This window comes from Streptomyces sp. NPDC003300, from assembly GCF_040610915.1.
Lineage (GTDB): Bacteria > Actinomycetota > Actinomycetes > Streptomycetales > Streptomycetaceae > Actinacidiphila.
Genome location: NZ_JBEXNE010000004.1, coordinates 269615 through 286381 on the forward strand (window position 1 = coordinate 269615; position 16767 = coordinate 286381).

Genomic DNA, 16767 nt, shown 5'->3' on the forward strand with positions numbered 1-16767 from the left:
GGGCTCGGGGCTCGGGGCTCGGGCTCGGGCTCGGGGACGGGCCCGCTTCGGGACGGGGCGGGGGCAGGGGCGTTGGCGGGAATTGGGGGGGAAACCGTCGTCGTACGGGAAGCGTCACATGCCAGGCGTTCCGCCGCCCACGGCGCGGTAGCGGATGAACGCCTCGCGTCCGTCGGGCACGAACTCCGGGCCCTCGGCGAGGGATTCGAGTTCGGAAGCGGCCAGCCAGGTGTGCCAGGGGACTTCGTACGGGTCGGGCCGGATCGCCGTGGTGACGACGGTCTCGTGGATGCCGAGCCAGTAGGGGCTGATGGCCCCGGCGCAGCGGAACTTGAGGACGAAGCGGGGCGCGGCCCGCACGCCCAGCTCCTCCAACAGCTCGCGGGCCGCGGCCTGTTCGTATGACTCGCCGACGTCGGCGGCGCCGCCGAGGAGCCAGTTGTACTGGCCGGGGAACCGCGAGGAGTCCCGCGGGCGGCGGTGCACGAGGAAGCGCCCGGCCGGGTCGCGGCACACGATGGTGGCGACGCGGTGCAGCCAGCCCTCACGGATCGCCTCCGCCCGGTCGACGACCGCCAGGACGCGGTCCTGCTCGTCGACCCGGTCGACCAGTTCACTCATGCGACGTCACGCCTACGCGGTCACGCATGCGACGTCCCCCACCCGGCCCGCGCTCACCGGAGCGTGAAGACGGCCACGTCGTAGCGCTCGTCGACCGGGGCCGGTTCGTCGTACGGCTCGCGGTCCGCCGCCGCGGCCAGTCGGTCGAGGCCGGAGGAGAACTGAGTCGGCGTCAAGTGGGCGAATTTCGACTGGGGTTGGGTCGTCATACGGGCGTGGTAGTCGCGCAGGCTGCGGGTCACGGGCTGGACGAAGGAGCGGATCTCGCGCAAGTCGAAGCCGGCGGCGGTGAATTCGGCCGTGACGTCGTCCTCGGCCGGAAAGCGGAGGGCGTCGGTGGCGCGCAGGGGCGGCCAGTAGTCGTAGACGACGGCGTCCAGGCGCTCCTTGAACGTGGTGCGGACGACGACCGAGCCGCCGGGGCGCAGGACGCGGGCGAGTTCGCGGGCGGCGGCGGTGCGGTCGGGGAAGTGGTGGATCACCCGGGAGAGCAGGGCGAGGTCGAAGGCGTCGTCGGCGGCGGGCAGCGCTTCGGCGGTGCCGTGCGCGTACCGCACCGACGGGTGCGGGTGGTGCCGCCGGGCCTCGGACAGCATGGCCTCGGAGGCGTCCACGCCCAGGACGCTCGCGCCGTCGATCCACCGGGCCATCGCCGCCGCGAACATCCCGGTCCCCGAACCGACTTCGAGCACGTCGGGCGCCGGGCGGTCGACGTAGGAGCCGATCAGGCCGACCCACGCGCGCAGGGCGTCATCGGGCATCTCGTTGCCCGACTCGTAGGAGCGGGCGAGCCGTTCGTCGTCGTAAGCACGCTTCATGCGGAACCGTCCTCAGGGTTGGCGGGCAGCGGCGTCGTACGTGGCCTGGCTCTGTTCGATCGCCGGATTGTTGTCGACCGCCCACTCGGCCAGGGCCACGGCGGGGGCGATGAGCGTGCGGCCCCGTGGGGTCAGCTCGTACTCGACGCGGGGCGGGACCTCGGCGTAGACGGTGCGGGAGACCAGCCCGTCGCGTTCGAGGTGGCGCAGGGTGCGGGTGAGCATGCGCTGGGAGATGCCGGGGACGCGCTGCTGGAGCTCGGTGAAGCGCAGGCGCTCGCCGTCGAGGGTGGCGACGACCAGCAGCGTCCACTTGTCGCCGACACGGTCGAGGATGCCCCGGATCGCACGGCCGCCGTCGCCGCGGATGAGGCAGGAGTGGCGGTACTTCGACATCGGCGCCCCCCGTCGCGTGGTCACACAGCACAAGCCCACAGCACAAGCCCGGAGCACACAGCCCGTCGCACAACAGCCGGCACCGCGGCCGGTCCGTGTGCGTAAGGCACACCCATGTGCCTTTTGTAAGCGCCTCCATAGTCACCGATCATGTGCTTACTTACAAGTCGTAACCATGACGGAGGACGCACCCATGGAGACCGCCTACTGGATCCTGGCCGGGCTGCTCGCGGTCTTCTACCTCTACGCGGGCGGCAAGAAGACCGCGCAGAGCAAGGAGCGGCTCGCGCCCATGATGGGCTGGGTCGACACCGTCCCGATGCCCGCGGTCCGCGCCGTCGGCGCCGTCGAGATCCTGGGCGCCGCAGGGCTGCTGCTCCCGCCGCTCACCGGCGTCGCCCCCGCCCTCGCGCTGGTCGCCGCGCTCGGCTTCCTCGTCCTCCAGGTGCTGGCCACCGCCCTCCACCTCTCCCGCGGCGAGGCCAGGGTCACCGGCCTCAACATCGCCCTCATCGCCCTCGCGGCCGTCACCGCCTGGCTCGCCACGGCCTGGTGAGCGACGGCGCGCCGCCGTCCCGGCCGGTGATGTTGGCGAGTTGAAGCGGGTGGGAAATCTGGGCGTCACAGTCCGGGGTTAAGGTGCGCTCACACATGATCGGGGAAAGGCGCGCGGCCTCGGGGTTCCAGGGCCGTCGGCGGCTCGCGCCCGCATGGTCGGACGGCGGGCTCTGGGGGGTTCGCACGGAGGGCGAAGGAGTATCGCGATAGCACTTCGGATATGGCTCAGCAGCGCGGGGGTGGCCACGACCCAGGTGATGGGGATGCTGCGCGACAACCCGGACGCGGTGGACGTACGGATCTACGGGACCAATGTGCTGCGGGACGCGCCGGCGCTCGCGGCGTGCGATGTGGGGGAGTCGGAGCCGCGGTACGTCGGCGACGACGAATACGCCGCCTTCGCGGTCGAATTCTGCCGGCGGCACGCGATCGACGTGCTCATCCCGCCCAGACGGCTGGCGGCGCTCGCCGGGCGGGCGGAGGAATTCGCGGCGGTCGGCACGCGCCTGATGTGTTCACCGCCCGAGGCGGTCGACGTGCTGACGAGCAAGGGCCGTACGTACGAGGCCGCGCGGGCGGCCGGGGTGCCGGTGCCGCCGTGGCGCGTGGTGTCGGACGCCGAGGGGTTCCGGGCGGCGGTCGGGGAGTTGGGGGAGACCGGGGAACGGATTTGCGTCAAACCCGCCGGTGAGTTCTCGGCGTTCGGCTTCCGCATCCTGGAGGACCGGCCGCTGCGGCTCAAGGATCTGCTGGCCGCGCCCGTACCGCTGGCGTCGGTGGCCTCGGTGGCGGGCGCGCTGAAGCGGGCGGCGGACGAGGGCGAGGCCGTACCCGAATTCCTGGTGATGCCGTATCTGGACGGGCCCGAGGTCAGCGTGGACTGCCTGTCGGCTCCGGGCGGCGCCATGCTCACCGGCATCGCCCGCTCCAAGCAGGGGCGTTACCGGCTGCTGCTGGACGATCCCGCGCTCGTCGCCATCGCGCGGCGGCTGGTCGGGCACTTCCGGCTCGCGTATCTGTCCAACGTCCAACTCCGGTACCGCATGGGGCGACCGGTGCTCCTTGAGGCCAACCCCCGTGCCTCCGCGGGCATTTTCCAGACCGCCTTCACCGGGGTGAACCTGCCGTGGTCGGCGGTACGGCTGCTGCTGCGCGGTGACGCGGGCGCGCTTCCGGCGCCACGGCTCGGCGGGCGGATCGCGATCACGGAGAGCGCGACGGAGATGGCGGCGGCCATCCAACTCCCAGAGCCTGCACCGCTTCTGGAACCGGCGGCGCTTCTGGAACCGGCGGCGCTTTTGGAACCCGCGGCGCCGCTCCCCGAGCCCGTACGCGTCCTCACCGGCATCGACGGCGCCCGCAGCGCCGCCCTGCGCACCGCCGCACGGGACGCCGTCCCGCCGGCACCGCTCCTCGGAGAGACGGCCACAGCGGCGAGCTGAGCCCCCTCCAGGGGCGGCGCGGGGCCCCGCGCAAAAGGCCCCGCCCAAGACCCCGTGCGAGGGGTCCCGTCCAAGCTCCCCCCAAGGCCCCAAGGCCCCAAGGCCCCAAGGCCCCAAGGCCCCAAGGCCCCCGGCCCCGCCGTCAGTCGATCGTCCCGCCCGACCCGTCCGACCGCCACAGCACACCGGGCGCCGTCTCCTTCGGCTCCTCGTACCACCCTTCCGGCCGCTGCGGCCGGGGAATCTCGCCGCCCTGCCGCAGCATCCGCCCGTCCCGCACATGGCGCCCGAGCAGGGCGCCGCCGAAGACGACGAAGCCGACGCCGACCAGCCAGGTGACGACGGTGAGCACGGTCCCGACGGGGCCGTACGTGACGGCGTTGGAGACGATCATCGGGGCGAAGAAGAGGTGCGAGAAGAGCCGGAGGCCCGCGAGGCCGAGCATGGTGAACACGGCGCCGGGCAGGGCGGTGCGGACGTCCACGCCGCCGCCGAGCAGGAAGCGCTGGCCCCAGGCGAAGAAGACGACGCCGAGGACGAAGGTGAGGACGATGCGTACGCCGCCGCGCAGCAGCCCGCTGCCCATGAGCGCGGCGCTCTGCGACTCGCAGAACAGATAGGCGGTGAGCACCGCGAGCCACACCGCGCGCCGCACGTCGCGGTGCCAGGGCCCGGACGGCAGGTCCCAGATCTTGCGGTAGCCGGTCTCGACGCTCGCCACGAAGGTGAGGCCGAAGTAGGCGAGCGAGGCCAGGCTCCACGCGCTGGTGGCGCTCAGGATGTTGCGCGGCGCCGCGAACAGGCTGCGGACGCTGTGCGAACCGTCCGCGTTCAGACCCATGCCGTCGACGACCCACTGCGCGAAGCCGGGCCGGTTCTCCCACGGCGTCGCGGCGGCGACCACGACCAGCAGCGGCATCAGCGTGACGAAGCCGAGCGCGGCGAAGCCCATCGAACGGTGCATCAACTCTATGTGGGTGGCCTGCTTCCACAGCCGTCCCGGCGCGGACCGCTTCCAGGCAGCCGTCAGTCCAGCCATGGCCATGGTGTCACCTTCCCCCGCAGCATCACCGCTTGTGGATACCTGGCGGAGGACCCCGCGCGCAACTCGGGCCCCACAAAGCGCCGTTACAGGACACCGAATCGGGACAAGTGGCAGGGGCGGGCCGAGGGGCGGGGCCGCCGGGGGCTACTCCGGGGCCGCGTCCGCCGCCACCGCGTCGTCGATGGCCTGGTGCACCTTCGACACCAGGGTGTCCGTGTCCAGCGCCGGATTCGCGGTGGCCAGCGCCTGCGCGAGGGTGTTGACGGTGGCGGTGAGCGCGGTCAGGCGCGTGATCAGCGTCTTCACGTCGGCGTTGGTGCCGCGCAGATAGCTGTACGCGTCGTGCGGGTCGGCCTTGCCGTTGATCTGGCCCTTGTAGGCCCACAGGTCCTTGGGATCGGGCATGTCGTCCTCCGGGGTGCCGCTCGCCCACGCGCGCAGGGCGGCGGGGGAGAGATAGGCGAGATTGCGGTCGGTGGGAGTGCTGGTGAACTGCCAGAACAGCGGGCGCAGTCCGGACGGCGACGGCTGCGCGCGCTTCTCCGCGTCGGCGTACGACATGGCCCCGGCCGGATACGCCGGGTACCAGAGGAAGGCCGAATTGGCGGGCAGGTGCTTGGCCGCGATGTCGTCGGCGGAGGTGTAGACGCCGACGCGCTGTCCGGGGAACGCCTTCTGTACGGCGGTGATCCAGGTCTGCGCGTAGGCGCGGATCTGGGCGGCGGTCCGGCCCGAGTAGTTGGCGCCGTCCGAACGGCGCTCCAGGTCCAGGACGTGCAGGAAGCCTTTTCTGGCATGGGACTTCACGGCGGCGACGTAATTGGCCGCCTCCGTGGCCGCGTTCTGGTTCGGCCAGCCGAAGTGGTAGGCGCCCGGCACGAGTCCGGCGCCGATGATGCCCGCGATGTGCGTGGCGAAAGCGCTGTCCTTGGTGTGCTCGCCCTCGCTCGCTTTGGCGAAGGCGAAGGTGATGCCGCTCCGGGCCAGGGACTTCCAGTCCTGATTGCCCTGGTACGACGAGACGTCGAGACCGCGAGACGTCGGCGTGAGCCCTCCGGGTGGTCGTGGCGGGGCAGACGTACAGTCCACCGTCACTCGCGGTGTCCGCGCAAGCGGAACGGGAAATGCCGCTCCACCAGAGGGCGTACGCGCAAGGGCTCGCGCCGGGCGCACTCCGCCGGTGACATCGCTCACCGCCTGTCACACCGGATGCCTCAGCTCACGCCCTGCCTCATGCGTCACGGGTACGTACGCGTCAGCCGCCCGGTCGCTCCAACAGCCCGCGTGCCGTGGCGAGTCCGTACGCCGACAGCGTGTAACCGTCCGAGATCGCGCCGTCCACCAGCATGGTGTGGAACGCCTCGGGGGTCAGCGCCAGCCTCCGGGCGATGCCCTCCTCCAGCGCGCCCTCGTCCGGCTCCTCGCTGAAGTCGTCCGCGTCGACGCGCGCGAGGTACAACTGGTCGGCGATCGAGCTGAGTCCGGAGTCGGAGACGAAGGCGCCGAGGTGCACGACCTCGCGCACCTCGCAGCCCAGCTCCTCGCGGGCCTCGCGCCGCGCGGTCGCCTCGCCGCCCTCGCCCGCGTCGCCGAAGCCGCGCGGGATCTCCCAGTGCCAGGCGCGGGTGGCGTGCCGGAAGTGGTGCAGCAGGACGATCCGCCCGTCGCTGAGCACCGGCAGCGCGGCGGCCCCGCCGATCGCGGTGTCGCCCACCGCGCGGATGTACGTGCCGAGCCGTCCGCTCCTGAACCGGACCGCGTCGCGGACCAGCCGCAGATACGGGTCCCGGTAGACCACGCCGATGTCCCCGACGTCCTCCGACAGGCCGCAGGCGACCGCCGACTCGGCCGTCCGCCGGGTCACTTCGTCCTGGTCCGCGCTGTCGAGCAGGATCTCGACGGCCGCGCCGGGCGGATTCTCGAACAACTCGGGCCGCAGGGCGCGCAGTTCGTCGTACGCCGCCAGCCGGGCGCGGCGCCGCTCACGGACCCGGTCGGCCTCAGGGCCCCGGTCGGCCTCCCGGACCCGGTCGGCCTCCCGAGCGGCGTCGGCCCTGTCGGCGGCGGAGGCGGACCCCTCCGCGCCGCTGGAACCGCTGTCCGACGTCTCGTCCTCGGCGATGCCCATCCCCGTCTCCTGCCCCGTCGTCGGTGATCGGCGGCCTGCCGGCCGTCGCCTGGCCCGATCATAGATTCACAAGTACAGCGCCAGCGGCAGGCGTTCGACGCGCGCGGCGAGCCCGTCGTACGTCTCGATGTCCTGCCGGTAGTGCCGGTGCAGGGCTTCGACCACGTCGAAGACGCCGGTGCCGGCCGGACCGGGGCCCAGCACGCGGCGGCTCTCGCGCAGCAGGGCGCGCACGGTGGCGACCATCGTGGTGTCGAGGACCTTCCACAGCGGGACGCCGATCGCGCCCGCGCCGCTGACCATCAGCGACCGCATGAAGCCCAGGACGTCGCCGCCGTCCGAGCGCATGCCCTGGCCCGCGAGGCACGCGCCGAGCACGGTCAGCTTGTTGCGCGGCAGGCTCAGGTGCAGGGCGAGGTCGAACTGCGTGAGGACGTCCTCCTGGCCGAGGTTGAGCAGCGGCCCCGCGCCCTCGGCGGTGTCCACGTACGTGCCGTGACCGGCGTAGACGAAGAACTCGGGCTTGCACTCCACGAGCGCCGCCACCCCCGACCAGTCGGCCGGGTGCCGCTGCGCGGCGCCGGGGGCCGTCGTGGGGTCGGGGAAGCCGCCGAAGACGTCACCGGCCAGCACGATGTGGTCCGGCGGCCAGCCGGTGCCGACGACCTCGCGGCCCGTCGCGTGCGCGTCGGTCACCAGCAGCGCCGCCAGGTCGTCGTCCCGCTCCGCCAACTGCCGCTTGAGCAGGTGCCGTCCACGGGTCACGAAGGCCGCGACGCTCACCGAGTGCGACAGCGGTACGCGCGCCGCCAGCGGCCGGGCGTCGCCGCGCTCGGTCGCGACATGCAGCGGCATCGCGAAGAGGTCGTCGGTCGGGACGATCGTGAGATGCGTCAACGGGCCGCCGCGCGTGGCGTGTTCCCAGACCGGCGCGATCAGCAGGTCCCAGATCCGGTGGCAGGTCTCGGCGCCGGGCGCGCCCGCCTCCAGGTCGGCGGTCACCTCCCGCGCCAGCGCGGTCACGTCGTCGTACGGGACGGCGGGCAGCAGCGTCAGCAGGCCGTCGCGGCACACCATGACTCCGAGCCGGTCCGCGACGGCGGCACCCGCGCCGCCGTCGCGGCGCACCCCGTCCGGCGCCACGTAGCTGAAGTACCGCACCACACAGGACCCTTGGTGGTTGAGGGTGTACTGCACGAGCTGGTGGGCGATGTCCTCGTCGTGCGTGACCGAGGTGAGCGGGTGCTGGAGGAACCACTCCTCGTACTCCTGCTCGCGCCGCACGATCAGCGTCCGCAGCCGCTCCGCCTCCTCGTCCGCCAGGGTGCCGGGAGCGGCGCGCCGCCCCGTGCCCGGCGACGGCTCCGCGCCGGACCCGCCTGCCTCGGCGCCCGCCTGACGGGCCGTCGGCGGCGCGAGCAGCGGCGGCCGTGAGGAGCCGAGCAGGTCGAGCAGTTCACGCCCCGAGGACTCCTCGACCAGCGACAGGATCTGCTCCAGATTCTCCCGCGACCCGTCGCCCGTCTCGACCCGCGCCGCGATGGCCTGGAGGTACGCGGGCCGCATGTGCCGCGCGTAGGCCCGCTTGTAGACCGGCAGCGCGACCGCGCCGCGTACGGTTCTGGCCATCGTCAGACGGCGGTCAAGGACGTCGGCGGGACGGCTGTCCTCGGGGAGCTGCCCGGCCACCCGCGCGTAGCCGCGCACCGTGTACGCGTAGAAGTCGACGTCCATCCCGGTCTGCCGGCCGATACCGCTGTCGTCCTGCTCCAACTCGTCCAGCAGCGCCGCCAGTTCGGCCAGCCCCTCGGGGCCGCCCCTCCTGATCGCGAGATTCTGCCGGGCGATCCGGGCACCGCGCGCCCAGGGCTGGTCGAGCAGGTCCTCGTAGTACGCGACGGCGTTCGCGGGGTCGCACTGCGCGCTCAGATTCGCCGACTGGGCGACCCGGTAGGAGTCGCCGAGGGCCCGACTGACGACCAGCGACTCGCCGATGACCTCCAGCGCCCGGCCCGCGTCGCCGTCCTGCCGTACCGCCGTCGCCAGATTGTGCAGGGCGTTCGCGTAGCCGCGCAGGAACTCCCGGTGCCGGGGCGGCGCGTCGGGCGAGGTGGGCAGCGCGATCCCGAACTCCGCCAGACCGGCGCGGACATCGGCGCACAGCGCCTCCAGCTCCGGTACGAGACCGTGCGCGTCGGTGCCTCCCGGGCGGTCGCGCGCGGTCTGGCTGCGCTCCTCGAAGGCGGCGCGCGCCTGATTGCTCCGCAGGTCGGGCAGCACCCACCACAGCCCGGCCGTCACGGCCGTGCGCACGGCCGTACCGAAGGCGATCCTGGCCGGGGTGAAGTCGCCCAGCCGGTACCGGATACGGCCGACGCCGTCGTACCAGCGGGCCACCGCGTAGGAGGCGAACTCGTCGGGCGCCTGCGCCAGGCGCGCCAGGAGCCCCTCGGCGTCGGCCCTGGACGCGTCGATGAGCTGGAGGCCGGTCAGCGGCTCGTACGCCATGTCCGCCCGGACGATCTCGCACCAGTACGCGCCGACGCGCCGCGCGGTCGTCCGCGTGCCGCCGCCGGGGGCCGGGCTGTGCGCGTCCGCGAGCCGCAGCATGCCGACGGCGTCGGACTGGCGCATGGGGATGTCGAAGTCGACGTCGAAGCGGGTGATCAGGTCCTCGACGTCCAGCGTCTCGACGAAGGCGCGGATGGCGGAGGAGGCGGATCGACCGCCGGGGGCGTGGGCGGGGCGGGACGCCGGGCCTAAGGCGCCTTCTGGGGAGGGTGACGCGGATGTCATGGGAAACCTCAGTGCCGTCGGGTGAGCCAGCGGGATGCGCCGTACGCGATCAGCCCCGACACCACGGCGCAGGGCAGTGTCACGGCGACGGGGAGCGGTCCGAGATCGAGGTGGCGGCGGACCAGGACGGTCACCAGCCAGCACAGGGACGCGCCGACCAGCCCGGCCGCCCAACTGACCAGCCACGCGTAGGAGGTGGTCGCCCTGACCCCCGCCCAGCGCAGCACGGTCAGCGGCAGCGCCAGGGCGAGCGCGGTGAGCACGGCGATGGTGGGGGACTGGAGGAAGCGGGAGAGCGGTACGTGGTACGAGAACGACTGGACGGCGGCGAGCGCGGTGGCCGCCGCGCCCAGCACCGAGCCCTGGATGAGCGTCAGCTTCCCGCGCCGGTCGTCGAAGGCGCGGTCCACGATGGTGGTCGCCAACGCCCGTGCCGCCTCGGCGCGTTCGCGCGTCGTCTCCAGATACACCTGGTCGCTCTCGGCCTGCGCGATCAGCGCCTCGGCCGCCGCGAGGTCGGCCTCGGGCCAGGACGCGCCCGGGCCCCGGCGGTGGACGACGGGCGCGTGGATACGCATGTTGGCGGCGGCGATGGCGACCGTACGGCTCAACTGCCGCAGTCCGGTGATCGTCCACGTCATGCCCTGCGCGCCGAGCTGCGTCCCGTCCAGCAGCGCCGCCGCGCGCAGCACCCGGCCGAGCGCGATCGGCTGCCCGGAGGCCGCGGGCTCCAACTCCCGCAACAGCTCGCGCGTATGACGCTCGCTCACTTCCACCCGTACGTGCACCGGCTCGTCGGCCGCGTACTGCCGTGCCTCGTACCGCAGTTTCGAGGCGTGCAGCAGATAGCGGGTCAGCGGCCGCAGTCCGCTCTCGCCGTCCACGGCCCACGCCCAGGCGTCCAACTCGGCCTCCAGCGCGGCCGGGGCGAGCACGTAGAGGTGGGAGACGGCGTCGTGCGCCGGGTCCTCCTCGGGCCGCCACACGTCGAAGCCGTGGTCGGTACGGTCGAAGCCGCGCCACCAGGCGCCGTCGCGGCCCGAGCCCGAGGCCGTAGCGCCGAAACCCGTACCGCCGGAGCCCGTACCGCTGACCGACCCCGTACCGCTGACGGAACCCGGTCCCGGCACCGGCGGGCCGTACCGGCGTATCTCCTCGCACACCGTGTGGTCGTTCACGCCGACAGTGCGCCGGCGCAATGCCTCGAAGACGCGGAATTCGCCGAGGATTCCGTCCGGCGGGGGCCCGGCGCCCGGCCGTCCGGTGCTCGCGACCGCCGTGTTCCATTCGGTCAGCAGGTCATTCCACTGTTCGAGGCCGGAATGGGTGTCATTCGGGGCGAGCAGCGCGATCAGGCCAACGGTGTCGTGTTCCGCGAAGACGAAGGCGGAGTGAACGGAGGTCGCGCCGCCGCGTTCGGCCGCCGCGAGGATTTCCAGGTCCTTCGTATGGCCGGGAATGGCCGGTAAGCGGGCCGCGTGAAACGGAAGTCCGGTAATCGGCGATGTCATGCCGAGCGCTCGGCACGCCTGCCAGAGATCGTTGAGATAGGCGTGTGCGGATTCGTCGTCGGCGGAAGCGGTGGGGGCGAAGCAGGCGATGAGCAGGGCCGGTTTGACGATGCCGCGCATCAGGCGGCGGGGCCGGTCGACGAGGGGCCGCCCGTCGAAGGCCCGGCCGCCGGGCCCCGGTCCTCGCTGCTCAGGTCCAACGTGAGCCGCCGCACCAGGATGTTGCGCTGCTCGCGCTGCCGCTGCGGGATGAAGGACTTCACCGGGCCGGGACGCGCCAGCGCGCGCCGCGACTCCTCCAGCCTCTGGAGCGCGCCGAGCGCGTCGCGCACGCCCTCCTCGCTCCCGTCCGCCAGCGCCGTACTCAACGCGTCCAGCGCGTCCCCCACCGCACCCCATTCCTCCGAGGTCAGCAGCCAGTCCTCAATGGCCTCGACCCGCCCGAGAACGCTCCGCACACTGAGCCGGTCCGTCATGGCCCTCCCCCCTGCCCCGAGAATGCGAAAGCCCCCCGGCACGCGCATCCGTTTCGGCGGAAGCGTATACCGGAGGGCTGACGGCGCACCCGGGAAATACCCGGAAGGATCTCTCCGCGGATCTCGGTACGGATCTCGATACGGATCTCCGTACGCCGATCGCCACGGGTTCAGTGCCGCGATGCCAACGCGCGATTGAGGTCGAGGACATTGACGTGCTTCTGGCCGAGAAAGCCCAGCTCGCGCCCCGACACATGGTCGGCCACCAGCTCGCGTACCGCGTCCGCGGAGAGCCCGCGGGCCTTGGCGACCCGGTTCACCTGCTCGTACGCGTACGCGGGCGAGATGTCCGGGTCCAGGCCGGAGCCGGAGGCGGTCACCGCGTCGACCGGGACCGAGGCCGGGTCGACACCGTCGAAGGCGGCGACGTCCTTGCGGCGCTGCTCGATCGTCTTGACCAGGCCCGGGTCGTTGGGGCCGAGGTTCGACGCGCCCGAGGCCAGCGGGTCGTAGCCGCCGGCCGACGGGCGCGGCTGGAACCACTTGGGGTCCGGACGGGCCGCCTCGTCGGCGTCGTCGGGGTTCTTCTTCGGCAGGTCGAAGCTCTGCCCGATCTGCCGGGACCCGACGACCTGGCCGTTCTGCGTGACCTCGGAGCCGTTCGCCCTGTCGCTGAAGGCGACTTGGGCGACGCCCGTGACGGCCAGCGGGTAGACGATCCCCGCGATCACGGTCATCAGCAGCAGGACGCGGAGCGCCGAGAGGTGCCTGCGGACCGCGCTGGAGTGGAACGTGAACATCGTGTCGCACCTTCCTTTCGTGAAGAGGTGTCGCTCGCCCGGAGGCGGCGGTCAGCGCAGTCCGGGGATGAACTGGATGATCAGGTCGATGAGTTTGATGCCGATGAACGGCAGGGCGAGGCCGCCGAGTCCGTAGACCCAGATATTGCGGTTGAGCAGGGCGGCGGCGGACGACGGCCGGTAGCGGACACCGCGCAGCGCGAGCGGGATCAGCGCGACGATGATCAGCGCGTTGAAGATGATCGCGGAGGCGATGGCCGACTGCGGGCTGTGCAGGCCCATGACGTTGAGCTTGTCCAGGCCCGGATAGGCGACGGTGAACATCGCGGGGATGATCGCGAAGTACTTCGCCACGTCGTTGGCGATCGAGAAGGTCGTCAACGCGCCACGGGTGATGAGCAGTTGCTTGCCGATCTCGACGATCTCGATCAGCTTGGTCGGGTTGGAGTCCAGGTCCACCATGTTCCCGGCCTCCTTGGCGGCCGAGGTGCCGGTGTTCATGGCCACGCCGACGTCTGCCTGCGCGAGCGCGGGCGCGTCGTTCGTACCGTCGCCGGTCATCGCGACGAGCTTGCCGCCCGCCTGCTCCCGCTTGATGAGCGCCATCTTGTCCTCGGGGGTGGCCTCGGCGAGGAAGTCGTCCACGCCCGCCTCCTCCGCGATGGCCTTGGCCGTCATCGGGTTGTCGCCGGTGATCATCACCGTGCGGATGCCCATCGTCCGCAGCTCCGCGAAGCGTTCGCGCATCCCGGCCTTGACGACGTCCTTGAGGTGGATCACGCCGAGCACGGTCGCGGTCGTCCCGCCGTCGCGGCGCACGATCTCGCCGACGACCAGCGGTGTGCCGCCGCTCGCCGAGATGCCGTCCACGATCTCGCCGACCTCGGGGCTCGGCTGTCCGCCCGCGTCGCGGATCCACCGGATGACGGCGGAGGCCGCGCCCTTGCGCAGCGACCGCTGGCCGCCGTCCTCGACGAGGTCGACGCCGCTCATCCGGGTCTGCGCCGTGAACGGCACGAACTCCGCGTGCGGCAGCTCCCCTTCGGCCCGCGCGCGCAGCGCGTACCGCTCCTTGGCGAGCACCACGACGGACCGTCCCTCGGGCGTCTCGTCCGACAGCGACGAGAGCTGCGCCGCGTCGGCCAGCCGGCCGATGTCGGCGCCGCCCAGCGGCAGGAACTCGGCGGCCTGCCGGTTGCCGAGGGTGATGGTGCCGGTCTTGTCGAGCAGCAGGGTGTTGACGTCGCCCGCCGCCTCGACGGCCCTGCCCGACATGGCCAGCACATTGCGCTGCACCAGCCGGTCCATGCCCGCGATGCCGATCGCGGACAGCAGCGCCCCGATCGTGGTCGGGATGAGCGCCACGACCAGCGCGACGAGGATCACGATGGACTGCTCGGCGCCCGCGTAGATCGCCATCGGCTGGAGCGTGACGACGGCCAGCAGGAACACGACGGTCAGCGAGGCCAGCAGGATGTTCAGCGCGATCTCGTTCGGCGTCTTCTGCCGTGACGCGCCCTCGACCAGGGCGATCATCCGGTCGATGAACGTCTCGCCCGGCTTGGAGGTGATCTTGACGACGATACGGTCGGACAGCACGCGGGTGCCGCCCGTCACCGCCGACCGGTCACCGCCCGACTCCCGGATGACGGGAGCCGATTCACCGGTGATCGCGGACTCGTCCACCGACGCGATGCCCTCGACGACGTCACCGTCGCCGGGGATGATCTGCCCGGCCTCGACCACCACGTGGTCGCCGAGCCGGAGTTCGGCGGCGGGCACGGGCTCCTCGGCGACCGCCCCCGCGGACCCCGCGGCGGAAGTGCCCTGCCCGTGACTCCAGTTGGCCAGCCGACGCGCCACCGTCTCGGTCTTCGTACGCCGCAGCGTCTCCGCCTGCGCCTTGCCGCGGCCCTCGGCGACGGCCTCCGCCAGATTGGCGAAGACGGCGGTCAGCCAGAGCCACGCGGTGATCACCCAGGCGAAGATGCTCGGGTCCTTGATCGCGGAGAGCGTGGTCAGCACCGCGCCCGCCTCGACCACGAACATGACCGGGTTCCTGGCCATGACACGCGGGTCGAGCTTGCGGCACGCGTCGGGCAGCGAGATCAGCAACTGCTTGGGATCGAGCAGCCCGCCGGAGATCCGGTGCGACGGCTGCGCCGCCGCGGCGCCGTGGCCCCCCGAGGGGGACGGCGGCCTGTCAGTGGTGACGGACATCAGTGCAGACCTTCCGCGAGCGGGCCCAGCGAGAGTGCGGGGAAGTAGGTGAGGCCGACGACCACGATGATCACGGCCGTGAGCAGGCCGACGAACTGCGGCCGATGGGTGGGCAGCGTGCCCGCGGTGACGGGCACCGGCTGCTGTCCGGCGAGCGAACCGGCCAGCGCCAGCACGAAGATCATCGGCAGGAAGCGGCCGAAGAGCATCGCCAGACCGAGCGCGGTGTTGTACCACTCGGTGTTGACGCTGAGGCCCGCGAACGCCGAGCCGTTGTTGTTGGCGGCCGAGGTGAAGGCGTACAGCACCTCGGAGAAGCCGTGCGGACCGGAGTTGAGCATCGCGGCGCGCTCGCCGGGCAGCGCCATCGCCGTACCGGTGCCGATCAGGACGACCGCGGGCGTGGCCAGGATGTACAGCGACGCGAATTTCATCTCGCGCGCGCCGAGCTTCTTGCCCAGGTACTCCGGCGTGCGGCCGACCATCAGCCCGGCCACGAACACCGCGATGACCGCGAGGATCAGGATGCCGTAGAGACCGGAGCCGGTACCGCCGGGCGCGATCTCACCGAGCATCATGTTGAAGATCGTCATGCCGCCGCCGCCCGGCGAGAACGAGTCGTGGAAGGAGTTGACGGCGCCGGTCGAGGTCAGCGTGGTCGAGGCCGCGAAGAGCGTCGACGCCCAGATCCCGAACCGCTGTTCCTTGCCCTCCATCATCCCGCCCGCCGCGTGACCGGCCGAACTGCTCACGCTGTGCAGCTCGTTGACGGTGATGAGCGCCACCGACGCGGCCCAGATCAGACCCATCACGGCGAGGATCGCGTACCCCTGGCGGTGGTCGCCGACCATCTTGCCGAAGGTGCGCGGCAGCGAGAAGGAGATCACCAACAGCAGGTAGATCTCCAGGATGTTGGAGATCCCGTTGGGGTTCTCGAAGGGGTGGGCGGAGTTGGCGTTGTAGAACCCGCCGCCGTTGGTGCCCAGTTCCTTGATGACCTCCTGCGAGGCCACAGGACCGCCGGTGATCGACTGCTTGTCGCCGATCAGCGTGGTGATCTCGTGGACGCCGTGCAGATTCTGCACCGCGCCCGCCGCGACCAGCACGATCGCGAAGACGAACGCCATCGGCACCAGCAGCCGTACGACGATCCGCGTCAGGTCCACCCAGAAGTTGCCGACCCGGTCCGTCCTGCGGCGCGTGAAGCCGCGGATGAGGGCGGCGACCACGGCGATGCCGACGGCGGCCGACACGAAGTTCTGCACCGCCAGACCCGTCATCTGGACCAGGTGACCCATCGTCACCTCGCCCGAATACGACTGCCAGTTGGTGTTCGTCACGAACGAGGCGGCCGTGTTGAACGCCTGGTCGGCCTTGACCGGCGCGAAGCCCAGTGACAGCAACAGGTGGTTCTGAAGCCGCTGGAAGGCGTAGAGGAAGAGCACGGACACCACGGAGAACGCCAGCACGCCCCGCAGATACGCCGACCACTTCTGGTCCGCGTCGCCGTCGACGCCGCCGAGCCGGTAGATGCCGCGCTCGACGCGCAGGTGCTTGGCGGTGGTGAGGATGCGGGCGATGTAGTCGCCCAGCGGGCGGTAGGACAGCGCCAGTGCCGCGATCAGGACGGTGATCTGGAGCCAGCCCGCGAGAGTGTCGTTCACTAGAACTTCTCCGGGAAGATCAGGGCCAGCACGAGGTAGACGAGCAGGCAGGCAGCCACGACGAGGCCGACGACGTTCTCGGCGCTCACAGCTTCTCGACCCCCTTGACCACCAGGGCGAGCACGGCGAACACCGCGACCGTCACGAGGACGAAGACAACATCGGACATGGGCGAGAACCCCGGATCGTGTGGAGAGGTGAACGGAAGGACATCGCTCATGAGACGGCCTGACCGGGGCCCGTCCGGCGCTGTTAACGCTTCCCTGGCGCGGCGGACGGCCACGTTGACACC

At 71.7% G+C, this 16767-nt stretch carries 16 protein-coding genes; 2 read left to right on the forward strand and 14 right to left on the reverse strand.

The window, feature by feature from the left end; all coding sequences use genetic code 11:
• Window positions 1-114 precede the first annotated feature (114 nt).
• From ABZX65_RS08340 to ABZX65_RS08350, 3 genes are read right to left on the reverse strand one after another with little or no spacing between them, the layout of a single operon-like run.
• Complete coding sequence (locus ABZX65_RS08340) at window positions 115-621, reverse strand: NUDIX domain-containing protein (protein WP_355336217.1); 507 nt, start codon at window positions 619-621, stop codon at window positions 115-117.
• A 53-nt stretch (window positions 622-674) separates the two neighbouring features.
• Complete coding sequence (locus ABZX65_RS08345) at window positions 675-1439, reverse strand: class I SAM-dependent methyltransferase (RefSeq protein WP_355336219.1); 765 nt, start codon at window positions 1437-1439, stop codon at window positions 675-677.
• 12 nt (window positions 1440-1451) lie between these two features.
• Window positions 1452-1835, reverse strand: coding sequence for a helix-turn-helix domain-containing protein (locus ABZX65_RS08350; protein ID WP_355336221.1), 384 nt, complete (start codon window positions 1833-1835; stop codon window positions 1452-1454).
• A 193-nt stretch (window positions 1836-2028) separates the two neighbouring features.
• Here ABZX65_RS08350 and ABZX65_RS08355 point away from each other — a divergent pair, with 193 nt between their 5' ends.
• Together ABZX65_RS08355 and ABZX65_RS08360 are read left to right on the forward strand one after the other, a co-directional pair.
• On the forward strand, window positions 2029-2391 hold the full coding sequence (locus ABZX65_RS08355; protein ID WP_355336433.1) for a DoxX family protein: 363 nt from the start codon (window positions 2029-2031) through the stop codon (window positions 2389-2391).
• 241 nt (window positions 2392-2632) lie between these two features.
• Window positions 2633-3835, forward strand: coding sequence for an ATP-grasp domain-containing protein (locus tag ABZX65_RS08360; RefSeq protein WP_355336223.1), 1203 nt, complete (start codon window positions 2633-2635; stop codon window positions 3833-3835).
• A gap of 142 nt (window positions 3836-3977) precedes the next feature.
• Here ABZX65_RS08360 and ABZX65_RS08365 read toward each other — a convergent pair whose 3' ends face one another.
• The 11 genes from ABZX65_RS08365 to ABZX65_RS08415 form a co-directional block, all read right to left on the reverse strand.
• Entirely contained in the window at window positions 3978-4880 is a 903-nt protein-coding gene (locus ABZX65_RS08365) for a YhjD/YihY/BrkB family envelope integrity protein (RefSeq protein ID WP_355336225.1), read from the reverse strand.
• Between the two features lie 144 nt (window positions 4881-5024).
• A complete protein-coding gene (locus tag ABZX65_RS08370) occupies window positions 5025-5969 on the reverse strand; it encodes a glycoside hydrolase family 25 protein (protein WP_355336227.1) in 945 nt (314 codons plus the stop codon).
• Between the two features lie 166 nt (window positions 5970-6135).
• Window positions 6136-7008, reverse strand: coding sequence for an NUDIX hydrolase (locus ABZX65_RS08375; protein ID WP_355336229.1), 873 nt, complete (start codon window positions 7006-7008; stop codon window positions 6136-6138).
• Between the two features lie 66 nt (window positions 7009-7074).
• Window positions 7075-9804 (reverse strand): CHAT domain-containing protein, encoded by a 2730-nt coding sequence (locus ABZX65_RS08380; protein ID WP_355336231.1) that lies wholly within the window; start codon window positions 9802-9804, stop codon window positions 7075-7077.
• A gap of 8 nt (window positions 9805-9812) precedes the next feature.
• Window positions 9813-11435: a CATRA conflict system CASPASE/TPR repeat-associated protein gene (locus ABZX65_RS08385; RefSeq protein WP_355336233.1), complete on the reverse strand. Its 1623-nt coding sequence runs from the start codon at window positions 11433-11435 to the stop codon at window positions 9813-9815.
• Entirely contained in the window at window positions 11435-11791 is a 357-nt protein-coding gene (locus tag ABZX65_RS08390) for a CATRA system-associated protein (protein WP_355336235.1), read from the reverse strand. Before ABZX65_RS08390 ends, ABZX65_RS08385 begins: the two co-directional genes overlap by 1 nt.
• A 170-nt stretch (window positions 11792-11961) precedes the next feature.
• Entirely contained in the window at window positions 11962-12591 is a 630-nt protein-coding gene (gene kdpC / locus ABZX65_RS08395; protein ID WP_355336237.1) for a potassium-transporting ATPase subunit KdpC, read from the reverse strand.
• Between the two features lie 51 nt (window positions 12592-12642).
• Entirely contained in the window at window positions 12643-14811 is a 2169-nt protein-coding gene (gene kdpB / locus ABZX65_RS08400; RefSeq protein WP_355336239.1) for a potassium-transporting ATPase subunit KdpB, read from the reverse strand.
• Window positions 14811-16475 (reverse strand): potassium-transporting ATPase subunit KdpA, encoded by a 1665-nt coding sequence (gene kdpA / locus ABZX65_RS08405; protein ID WP_355336241.1) that lies wholly within the window; start codon window positions 16473-16475, stop codon window positions 14811-14813. The genes kdpB and kdpA overlap by 1 nt, the downstream gene beginning before the upstream one ends.
• Entirely contained in the window at window positions 16475-16564 is a 90-nt protein-coding gene (gene kdpF, locus ABZX65_RS08410; protein WP_188283652.1) for a K(+)-transporting ATPase subunit F, read from the reverse strand. The genes kdpA and kdpF overlap by 1 nt, the downstream gene beginning before the upstream one ends.
• Window positions 16561-16695 (reverse strand): hypothetical protein, encoded by a 135-nt coding sequence (locus tag ABZX65_RS08415; RefSeq protein WP_355336243.1) that lies wholly within the window; start codon window positions 16693-16695, stop codon window positions 16561-16563. Before ABZX65_RS08415 ends, kdpF begins: the two co-directional genes overlap by 4 nt.
• Window positions 16696-16767 lie beyond the last annotated feature (72 nt).